At 47.4% G+C, this 11,096-nt stretch carries 8 protein-coding genes; 7 read left to right on the top strand and 1 reads right to left on the bottom strand.

The window, feature by feature from the left end; genetic code table 11:
* Nucleotides 1-375, top strand: a 375-nt coding sequence (locus FLZ89_RS15910) for a zinc ribbon domain-containing protein (RefSeq protein ID WP_216363848.1), incomplete at its 5' end; no start/stop codon positions are given.
* An 8-nt stretch (nt 376-383) separates the two neighbouring features.
* On the opposite strand, the gene FLZ89_RS05475 is transcribed toward FLZ89_RS15910, so the two are convergent.
* Entirely contained in the window at nt 384-578 is a 195-nt protein-coding gene (locus FLZ89_RS05475) for a hypothetical protein (protein ID WP_141304588.1), read from the bottom strand.
* Between the two features lie 3 nt (nt 579-581).
* On the opposite strand from FLZ89_RS05475, the gene FLZ89_RS15650 reads away from it, so the two are divergent.
* The 6 genes from FLZ89_RS15650 (at nt 582) to FLZ89_RS05450 (ending at nt 10,747) form a co-directional block, all read left to right on the top strand.
* On the top strand, nt 582-743 hold the full coding sequence (locus tag FLZ89_RS15650; protein WP_172613459.1) for a hypothetical protein: 162 nt from the start codon (nt 582-584) through the stop codon (nt 741-743).
* Between the two features lie 82 nt (nt 744-825).
* A complete protein-coding gene (locus FLZ89_RS05470) occupies nt 826-1,086 on the top strand; it encodes a type II toxin-antitoxin system HicB family antitoxin (protein WP_141305290.1) in 261 nt (86 codons plus the stop codon).
* Between the two features lie 455 nt (nt 1,087-1,541).
* Nucleotides 1,542-2,543, top strand: coding sequence for an Rpn family recombination-promoting nuclease/putative transposase (locus tag FLZ89_RS05465; protein WP_141304587.1), 1,002 nt, complete (start codon nt 1,542-1,544; stop codon nt 2,541-2,543).
* 119 nt (nt 2,544-2,662) lie between these two features.
* Nucleotides 2,663-6,172, top strand: a complete 3,510-nt coding sequence (locus tag FLZ89_RS05460; protein WP_141304586.1) for a hypothetical protein — start codon at nt 2,663-2,665, stop codon at nt 6,170-6,172.
* Between the two features lie 44 nt (nt 6,173-6,216).
* Nucleotides 6,217-10,134 carry a helicase-related protein gene (locus tag FLZ89_RS05455; protein WP_141304585.1) on the top strand — a complete coding sequence of 1,306 codons (3,918 nt, stop codon included), beginning with the start codon at nt 6,217-6,219 and terminating at the stop codon, nt 10,132-10,134.
* Nucleotides 10,135-10,534: 400 nt separating this feature from the next.
* Nucleotides 10,535-10,747 carry a DUF2283 domain-containing protein gene (locus FLZ89_RS05450; RefSeq protein WP_141304584.1) on the top strand — a complete coding sequence of 71 codons (213 nt, stop codon included), beginning with the start codon at nt 10,535-10,537 and terminating at the stop codon, nt 10,745-10,747.
* The last annotated feature ends 349 nt before the right edge of the window (nt 10,748-11,096 follow it).

Raw genomic sequence — 11,096 nt, 5'->3', positions numbered from 1 at the left:
GTAAGGGAACAGGACTGCGGGCGGCATCACAACCAGCGGATGAGCCAGTGGACCTTCGGCCGGCTACGGGATCTCCTGGAATATAAACTCAAGCGGCACGGCATCACCCTGGAGAAAATCGAAGAACGGGGCACTTCCGGCACCTGCCCAACATGCAGCAAGTATACAAAGCAAACCGGCCGCATTTACCGGTGTGGTGACAGGGATTGTGGCTTCGGTGGGGTTCACCGCGATGTAATAGGCGCTACGGGCATACTGGATTTAGTCGTAAACGGTCGGTTCACCCCTGGGCGCAAGTTGCCGGAAACGGTGTTTTATGCGCGGCCTGCAGTGTTAACGCCGATGCCGTGCCATAAAAAGAAAAAGGCCGCATAAAGATGTATCTACGCTGAGTAGTAGATGCCCATGGACCGGGCCATCCGGCATTTGGGGCTAACCTGGGTGTCTGGATGTAGCGCAAGGAGGGGGAGTAAGACCTGTTCTTTCCGGCAGGCGTCTTCCGATGAGGTGCTGAGGACCGTCCGGGATACCCCGGTTGCTTTAAAGAAGCCGCTGGGTTTGTCCTGGCGGAGGTTCACAATGTGGGTATTGAGCATTCGGTGATCCTGGAAGACTGCGAGATCAAGGACGTCCAGCGCATTGAGGACAGCCTGCTGGGAAAGAGCGCCCGGGTCTGCCACGCCGGGGACAATCGCCGGGCGCTGCGCATGTTTTTGGGTGACGATGCGGAGCTGGTGATATAGACCGATAAATTTGTCTGCCCGGAATTCCACCCTTGAAAGTGTTTATCCTCCCCAAAAGGGATCAAAGGAGGAAAGGGCAAAAATGGGAAGAGGGGCATTCACTACTTTTATACAGGCAGCAATGAAAGAAGCTGTCATCGAACGGCTAGAAGATGGTACATTATATGCCGAAATACCTCCGTGCCCTGGCGTTTGGGCTGACGGAAAAGATGAAAAGGAATGCCTAGCCACTTTGCAGGAAGTTCTGGAAGAATGGCTTCTCTTTAAACTGCGGGATGGGGATAACGATATTCCTGTTTTAGGCGGCGCGGATTTAAATCATAAATGGCAGGAAAAGCTCTAAGCACGATTTTATGCGCTGGGGTCGGTATAAACTTCGCATACCTAATCCCCATGGTGATGACATAAGTGTTTCGTTATTAATCAGAATTTTAAATAAGCAAATGTTAGCAAGGAAGAATGGGATAGCTTGAGTGAATGAATAAAACTCACTTCTATAGTTATATATCGAAGTGGTAAAACTGATGGCCCGTGCTGGTTGGCGTTTAATTTAAATTTCACTTTATAAGCCTTATGTCCATAATACGGAGTGGGGACGGAGATGGTACGGCGATGGTTGCCGCTGTGTAGTTAAGTATAATTTAATTTGTTCAGTGAACGTGATGGAGATGCGCCTATTGCCCTGGGATGTTCTATGGTAAAATAAAAAAAGGAGAATTATCCCTGAAGCCCTCAATCGATCTCCCGATCAAACGTTTGGTCCAAATTCCTGCAACGGTCATGGGGGAACTGTAACGAATGAACATCGATCACGACCGGCTTTTTAAGGAACTAATCGAGACCTTTTTTGCTGAATTCATGCAAGCCTTTTTCCCCCGGGCATATGAAGCCATTGATTTTACCCATGTAAGATTCCTACAGCAGGAAGTCTTTACCGACGTCACTGCCGGCGAAAAACACGAGGTCGATATTCTGGTAGAGACCCGCCTTAAAGGCGAAGAAGGCCTGATTATGGTTCACATCGAGCCGCAAAGTTATGTGCAAAAAGAATTCAACGAGAGGATGTTTATCTACTTCAGTCGCCTTTACGAGCAATACCGCTGCAAGATCCTGCCGATAGCCATTTTTACTTACGACCAGGTACGGGACGAACCCGATACATTCACGACAGGATTTACTTTTCTAGACGTATTGCGCTTTCGTTTCTATAAACTGGAACTAAAGAAGCTGCCGTGGCGGGAATATATTCACAGCAACAATCCGGTAGCAGCCGCGCTATTAAGTAAAATGGGTTTTAAATACGAAGAGAGGGTGCAGGTAAAGTTAGAATTTCTGCGCATGCTGACGAGGTTAAAACTGGACCCGGCGCGGATGGAGATGCTGGCCGGATTCTTCGAAAGCTACCTGAAGCTAAGCCAGGAGGAAGAAGAAAGACTCAACTGTGAACTGGGTAGAATTGATAAGAAGGAGGCTGAGACAATCATGCAGATTACTACCAGCTGGCATGAAAAAGGCCGGATGGAAGGCAGAATGGAAGGTAGAATGGAAGGTAGAATGGAAGGCAGAATGGAAGGCAGGATGGAAGGCCTGAAGGAAGGCCGAATGGAAGCCCAAAAAGAAACGATCCTTAAATATCTCTCGCGTAGGTTTGGGGAACAACCGGCTGACCTGGAGGAAAAGGTGCAGAAAATAAGCGACCTCCAAATCCTGGACCGCATTCTGGATGAGCTGTTTACTGCTGATACTATAGAGGAAGCGCGGGCAATTATTTTAGGAAAGATCGCCGGGAACCTCCAGTAGGTGCTTTTAGGCTCCGAACAACTGCGCTGCCGGCTCCGGGGTACGGATTTTGGCACAAGAGAACAACCCTTCGCTTGTTCTTAGGTGACGCTTGGGCCATTGTTGAAGAAGGTGTAAGAATGAACCTGTTGCAATGTTGCCATTTGAGCGATAGTGACAGGTACTTTGAGGAACTATTAACGGGCTCTCCAGATCCCCTTTTGGGGAATATCGAGTTGAATCCTGAGGAACTCGATCACCTGGCGAAGTTGATTGCCGGGGAATTAGGGAAACTTGATTTTGCTCAAAGAGGCTCTTTAAGTGTCGCCGTCTTTCTTGTTGGCATGGGTGTGAATTATTATCATGACAACTTCTGGGCCCCTGTATATGCCGCCCTCGGGCTGCCTCCCGGACAGATTAAATGGCAGCGGCTGTTAGGGGAGGCTTTTCTGGCAACCGTTGAGAAATATAATTTGCCCGCATTTTCGGATGAGTTGCGTTATATTATGCCTATCCTAGCCCACGGTATCGTACCAAATGCATACCTGAACGACTATTTTAGCGATGTGGTGCTGGCCGTATATTACGAAAGGGAAAGAGCAGGACTGCCGGTGATGGAGGCCGAGATAGCCCATCTGGTGACCAACTGGCGCCAGGATCATCATACCCGTAATGAACTGGAAAGAGAACTTGCCGAAGTAAAAGGCTATGAAAGTTCTTTGGCCCTGGCCATGGATATGTGGAAAAACAAAGAAAAGTTGGAGCGGTTGCAGGACCTGCGGGCCGGGGTTGAAGATTCCGTAGAGTTAAAGGCCGCTTTGGCTGTTCCTGAAGGTTGGTTGGAACAGGCTGAAGCTGAACGGAGCCGCTTGCAGCAGCAGATCGACGCCTACTATAGTTCATTGAAGCATTTGCAGGAGATTGTAGCCGTCCAAGACGCCGGGCATGTCGAGATTAACGCGTTAAACAGGGCGATAGAAGACGCCGGCAAAGAAATAATGGGCCGCTGGGATGATAGTTTTGCAGGCAAGATAGAGGGCCTGCCGGTCGATGAGATTAATAAGCTGGCTTGGGAATACACTGAAGGCAATCGGGTATTCGCAGGATCAGGCCGCTTTTGGGTATGGCTATTACGTTTGCTTTTACGTCGCCGGTACCGGCAGGTAAAGCAGTGCCGGCAGATGCTTATAGAAAAGCTTGACGGCCTGCCTGTGCGAAGTGAGCTGATGGCTAATCCATGGCCGGCTTTGCCCAAGGTTTTACGGGAACTACAGCAGCTTTTACGGGATTATCATAAGTTAGAAACACTTTTAGAGAACCTTCGTAAAGCAGAGCAGGGAATTTTTGCGACCGGCCCTGCACTTGATAGAATTTCCGAAACAGAAATCGCCCTCTGGCAGGAGAGGTTAACTAAACTGAACAAAAAAATAGCCGAATATAAAATGAATCTGGTCCGGCTGGGCAAAGGCGATTTAGAAGAAGGGTTGAGGAAGCTGTCTGAACAGAGGAGTATTCGCTGCGAAATTGAGACTATTGTGGCGGAACTCAATCGTGATGATATTGATTCCTTGGTGGCTATATTGCCATTGATAGAAAAGTACCCTGACGAAACTTCCCTGTTCAATGACTTGATTGCTATCCGGGAGAAGGAAAATAATATCTTGAAAAAACTTAAAACAATTAAAGAACCGTTATATTTCCTTAATGAATCAACCCGTATATTTATATTGCAGGGTGGGAACCTGGCGGAAAAATTCGTATTTCATTCCCTGTTATTAATGCAAAAACTCGACAAAGGTGAGGAACCCATTGGTGATGTTGTCTTACCCTCACGGATTATTCGGGCTATGGAAAAGTGGTGGTACCAGCAGGGTAAAGACATGCTTGATAAAATGCGTTCCTCAAGGGGTGAGGACAGGGAGCCGTACGGAGTGACTTTACGGCGGCCGGTTATCAAATTGGATACTGTCGTAAGAACCATCAAGGTTGAATTTCCCGAACAAACGGTGGGGGGATCGGTAAGGGCAACATTGGTGATACGGGGAGAAAGCGATATTGCCAGCGAGGTCAATATCCCGGTACATAAAGTGGGAGAAGGGCAGTATAGGACCGGAATTATCGACGTTAATTTCGAGCCGCCGGAACCTGTTTATCACTTTGAGTTTCGCGCCGGGGAAATTTTTCGCTCCTGGAAGATTAACGGTATCGGCGGCAATAATGCTTGCTTGCTTTTTAGTTCGCAAAGAAAGCTAATAGAGGATGAACGGCTGCCGGAAGACGGTGCTTATCTGGTTGCTCCTGCCGGAAGCATGGTGATGCCTGTCGAGGCGGTAAAAGAACAGGAAAGATTAACAGGTTCCTGGTCGGATTATGAATACTGGTATCTGGATCTGGATGGAATTGATGCAGTGCTGGTCAGGACTGAAACTGATGCAACGGTTTTTAAAAAGCGCCCGGAACAACTGGAACCAAGGTTACTTGGAGGAGAAGAAATAGCTATCGTAAAAACAGGGGAGGGACCGGTCTACCGGGGTAAACTGCCGGGGCTGGTGTTCTCAAAAAATGAACAGGAAGAACTGCGCTCTTATGGTGTGCGCCTGGACTGGGCCGGGGTTGCTAAATATGTTTCTTTAGATACCCCGGGGGCGGTTATCTGTAAGGATGATATTATTTTTGTACCCCTTGCCGTTCTCTTCGGCGATGTATATGGAGTATGCGGGATTACTTTGATTTACCGGGAGAGCGTCCTGTGGCATCTAAAGTGTGTCGTGGTGCCCGATTTGACATTAGAGTTTGATCGGGGAATATACAGCCCTCAAGATGGAAAAAGAGAAACAGGGCGATTGGAATTAAGTTCGCGGCATTATTTTACTTTCTTCGTCCGGCCCCCGGCGCAACTGGTCGAAAGCTCACCCGGCAGGACCCTGGTTGAGTTTGATACCCGCCAAAACCAGATTGTTGGACAATTGGGTTATTCTATAGATCAAGATAACGACTTCCGGGTGGAAGTTTATATAGATATTCCCGCTGTTCGTTGGCGGGGTAGTGCCGATATTCCCTGGAAAGCGGAAGTCGAAGAGATTTGGCATGAAGAACTGGGTGAAATCGAGGTTAAATTGCCGGCGTGTATTTCGGGAATGGTTAAATTGGCATTAGACAATGGGCGGCAGGTTATCTCCCGCCAGATAAGAAAAGGAGTTGCTGTCTTTAATTTGCGCCAGCTCAGTGACACCCTGTGGAGTGGGAGTGATAACCTGCCGGTTCACGATTTATATCTAAGTTTTCAGGATAATACTATTCCGGCGTGTCTTTTGGTGCGCGTGCGGATGCGCTGGCAGGTTGCCGATATTTCTATAGTGCAGAGGTTAGAGGGCGAAAGACGTATCGTTGTTCTGACCTGGCAAGATTTCGGGGTAGTTACCAATAGAATTGTACGTTTGTGGCCGTTAGGGTTGCCAGGGGCAGATATGCTTGAACGCCGTGTCCCTGACGGCGTATCCAGGGTGGAGATTAGGGAACATTACAGGCGGTTACCGGCGGGCAGCTACAGGCTGCAGTTTACTATCGATGATCCCTGGGAAGAAGATGAAGTTTTACTGCCAGAGCCGGGTAGCGAAAATTGTATAGATGTAATGCTTGGCGATAAATAGGTACTAGTGCTACATTAGGTGTAGATGAAAAAGGGTTCCGGGAAGTGACTGAGTTTGGAACCAAGCTTTTTGGCGAAAAGTTTGAATGGATCGAAGATAATCCTGCCCGGCAGGATGTGGTAGTGGCCTTTAAAAAACATTTAAAGGTTGCTGAGAGCAGTTGGGGTAAACCCGGGAGTGAGCTTTACGGCAAATGGTCGGAAGTTATTGATGGCGATGAGCCAGACAAGATTGAAGGGTTAATAGCCGCCGGGTTGGAATCAGGTATTCCCCAAAATATTTTAACCCTGGCGCAAAAAGATTGCCGGGGGGAATGGTCCAGATTTCTTTATCTGGTACTTTCGGGAGACAGCAGGGTTATTACCCTGCAACAGAGACTGGAACAGGGGCCTTGTTTTCTGCAGGATGTTGCCCGGGAATTATTTCCCGGGGTCCAGGACGGTCAAAACCGCCTGGTGGCATTGGTTTATTTGGCCAATAAGGCCAGGCTGGAACCCGGAAGCCAATCCCTGCTGCCGGCCAGATACCATTTATTTATCCGGGCACTAGAAGGTGCATATGTTTCTTTGCTCCCTGAAAAGAGGCTTTATCTGGAACGAAGGGAACAGATTAAAGGTGCAGATGGCAGAATGTTTCCCGTATTTGAAGCGGCTACCTGCCGTCAATGTGATGCACTGTATCTTGTAGGCGAAGTGGTACGTGGAGGGGAACACGATATTCTTAAACAGCCGGGCAGGCGTTTCTATGAAGACAATAACAACCTTGTCTATTTTTTGCTCCTTGACGATAAAATGCCGGTTCCAGAGAATGAAGATGAAATAGTGGCAAGCGGTGAGGATATACCGCCAGGAGAGGAATATCTTTTATGTGGTGGGTGCGGGGCCGTCAGGCCTAAAACTGATGCTGCAACCCCTTGTAGTTGTGGTGAGAAAAGCTTATTTTTGGTAATTAAAGTCTCCGCTAAAAACGGTAATGTATATAAGTGCCCGGCCTGCGGGAGCATTAATTCTCTCGGTTCCGTGGTGCGGCGGTTTGTCCTCGGTGCGGAGGCGGTTACCAGCGTTCTGGCGACTGCCCTTTACCAGCAGATACCGGAGCAGGTGGAAGTATTGCAAGATGATGATACTGAAACAGACGACTGGGAGGTTCCCGACAATATAAGCTTTCACAAAAGTAATCGTCGCCTGCTTATTTTTTCCGACAGCCGCCAGGATGCCGCTTATTTTTCTACTTATTTGCAGGCTTCATACAATCAAATTTTGCAGCGCCGCCTAATTATCATGACGCTGGAGAAGTATAAAAGCCAGGTGGTGGCCAATGAATGGCGGGTAAACGATCTGGCAAACTTTGTTAAAAGGATGTTGTATGATCTGCAATTGTTCCCGCAAATGAGTATGCAGCAGTTGGAAATAGAAGCATGGAAATGGGTGCTGCATGAATTCATTGTCAGCGATCGCATTATCGGCTTGGAAGGGCTGGGTTTAGTTGGTTTTGTGCCGGTATTACCGCCGGGTTGGAACCCACCCAGGGCTTTGCGTAAAGAACCGTGGAATTTTACGGCTGCAGAGGCTACTGATTTAATCATGATTTTGCTGGACACGGTCCGAAAAAGCGGCGCCGTTCGTTTTCCGGATGTTGTGGATCCCCGGGATCCTTTCTTTGCACCTAGAAATAAAGAGTTTTATTTTAAAGAAAGCATGTCTTACCCCGGACGGGTTTACAGTTGGACTCCTACCCGCAAGGGTGGCAATAACTCCCGTATGGATTATTTATTACGCCTGGCTGCTGTGCAGGGCGGGATTGACCGCGAAAAAATCGAAGATCTGCTGATGCAAATTTGGAACCGGTTGTTAACGGGTGAAAGGGCGCCGTGGAAGGGCCATTTTTCCAGCCATCATGAGTCCCAGGGCCTGGGGGAAGTATACTGCCTGAAACCGGAATACTGGCGGGTGCTGCCGGCAATAGTTGATGATACTGTTACCTGGTATCGCTGCAGCAGGTGCCGGCGCCTGACTTTATATAACATTAAAGGTGTTTGCCCGACTTACCGGTGTGATGGCCAATTAGTCGCCTGCAATCCGGCTCAGGAACTGGCCGGCAATCACTACCGAAAATTGTATCTGGATATATTGCCCCTGGTCATGCAAACCAGTGAACATACAGCCCAGCTTACTACAGAAAAAGCTGCTGAAATACAGCAAAAATTTAATGAGGGGCAGATTAATGTTTTAAGTTGTTCTACTACCTTTGAGCTGGGTGTTGACGTGGGAGAACTGGAAACCGTTTTTATGCGTAATGTACCACCTTCGGCTACCAATTACATCCAGCGGGCCGGCAGGGCAGGGAGGAGAACAGATTCTACGGCCTTTGTCCTTACCTTTGCTCAACGTCATTCCCATGACTTTGCTCATTATAATGAACCCCTGCGAATTATTAAAGGCGAAATCCGGCCGCCCCATATAAAGATTAGCAATGACAAAATTATAAAGCGGCATATGTATGCCGTCGCCCTGGCAATGTTTTGGAAGTTAAGGCCGGAGTATTTCGGGCAGGTCAAAACCTTTTTCCCTGAATCCGGTGAGACGGCCTCCCAGGCGTTAGGAAAATTGTTGCGTGATAAACCCGGGGAATTACAAAAAAGTCTTAGTAGGATTATTCCCAACGAGATGCAGGAAAGGCTGGGGGTTCATGACTGGAGCTGGCTGGACGGGCTTTTAGATGAAACCGATGGCGTACTGAGCAAGGCAGAGGCGAAGGTAATGGCGGATTTGCGCGAATTGAAAGCCATTGAAGCAGAGTATAGCAGGACCAAAAACCACTTGAAAGCCCAGGCCGTCCATAAAACCATTAATACCATTGAAAAGCGTTATATTCTAGATTTTCTGGCGCAACAAAATGTAATTCCCAAGTATGGCTTTCCGGTAGATGTGGTGGAATTACAGATTTACCATCACGGTGAAGAAGCCAGGGGTCTGGAGCTGGATAGGGATCTCAAAGTTGCTTTGTCTGAATATGCACCTGGGAGTCAGGTGATAGCAGGAGGCAAATTATGGACCAGCAAGTATATTAAAAAACTTCCAGACCGGAATCCTGTGGAATACGCCTATGCGATCTGTGATTATTGCGGGTATTACCAGAGCGATATAGCTGAAAAAAATACGCCTATGGATACCTGCATTTGTGGTCATAAAGTCGGCAATAATCGCGGTATTTTTATTAAGCCAGACTATGGTTTTATTGCCGGGCAACCTGAAAGGCCTACCATGACCAAACCACAAAAGACGTATACCACCAGGAAATTCTTTGCTCAGGAAGAAAATATCGAACAGGAAATTACCTTGAGTTTAAACGGTTTCAAGCTCAATTTGCAAGCCGGCGCCGGCAGGCTGGCCGTAATTAATAGTGCCGGGAAGAGGGGGTTTAAAATCTGCCAGTCTTGCGGCTATGCTGAGGTTAATACCGGGGAGCCCCTGGGTCCCCACGAGACGCCCTGGGGGAAAAAATGTAAAGGCAGAACTGCCCGTTATTCCTTGGGTTACGAGTTTTACACCGACGTTTTAAGAATATGGTTTCCGGAATACCATGATCAACGTGAGGGTTTCTGGGAGTCTGTCTTATACGGCATTTTAGAGGGAGCCTGCAGTGCCCTGGACATTGAGCGCCAGGATGTCGATGGTACTTTATACCCCTATGCAGGCAATCCTTACAGCCCTGCCCTGGTATTATTTGATGATGTGCCGGGTGGCGCAGGCCATGTTAAGCGGATTGCAGAAAAAGATAATCTGATGCGAACTTTGCAGCGGACGTTGGCGATACTCTCCAGATGCGAATGCGGTGGCAGTCTGGCCAACACAAGTTGCTACGGTTGCCTGCGCAATTATACCAACCAGTATTGCCATGATAAACTGAACAGGGGCTATGTAATAGAGTTTATAAAGAAACTGTTAAACAGTTCTCCTTGAGACAATGCTTTGGTTTTCTTTCCAGATGGCTAGTTGCCGGTTAGATAAAAATCTTCGGTGCACTTAAGGACGGCCTTCCGGGCAAAAGCGCCCGGGTCTGCCACGCCGGGGACAATCGCCGCGCCCTGCGTATGTTTTTGGGGGATGATGCGGAGCTGGTGAAATAGACCTGTATTTTTGTGCCTGTTACTCCGAGGTGTAATATGGTAAAATATAAAAGAAGGAGAATTACCGGGGTATAAATAGTGGACAATGGATAATCTATATTTTGAAGTCATCAGCAAAATGGGCAAAAGGATCAGGACGACGAAAACGTACTGGGAAAAGTTAATTAATGAAAAACATCCCTCGATGAAGGGAAGGGAAAAAGAGGTTCAGGAATTAAAGAAGGTGAGCTTGTATGGAAAAGATTAGGCTATATTACGACAAAGAAGCAAACACATTAAATGTGTGGTTTGACGATCCTGAAAAAGAGTATATTTGTGAGGAAACCGGTGAAGAGGTTATTTTAATCAAAGACAAAAATGGAAAAGTAATCGGCTTTGAAAAGCTTAATTTTTTTACATCTAATGTTAATATAAATGAGCTTCCTCTGGAGGCCGCTATTATTTAAGTAGACCTGGCCGACATTTAATAAATTTGCCCGCAAAAATTCCACTCTTGAAAGTTTCTCATCCTCCCCAAAAGGGGCTCAAAGAGGAAAGGGCAAATACCTCTATGCCCTGGTTTTTGGGCTTATATTCCTATTTTAGGTGGAGCGGACCTAAATCATAAATGGCAAGTAAAGCTCTAAGCACAATTTTACGCAGCGGGGTCGGCATAAACTTTGCATATCCAATTACCATGGTGATGATATAAGTGTTTCATTATTAATCGGAATTTTAAAATAAACAGATATTAGCAAAGAAGAATGGGATAGATTGAGTGAATGAATAAAACTCATTTCTATAGTTGTATATCGC

Source organism: Moorella sp. E306M, assembly GCF_006538385.1.
Lineage (GTDB): Bacteria > Bacillota > DSM-521 > Neomoorellales > Neomoorellaceae > Neomoorella.
The sequence above is the reverse complement of the archived record's forward strand: the minus strand, read 5'-3'. Positions and strand labels throughout refer to the sequence as shown.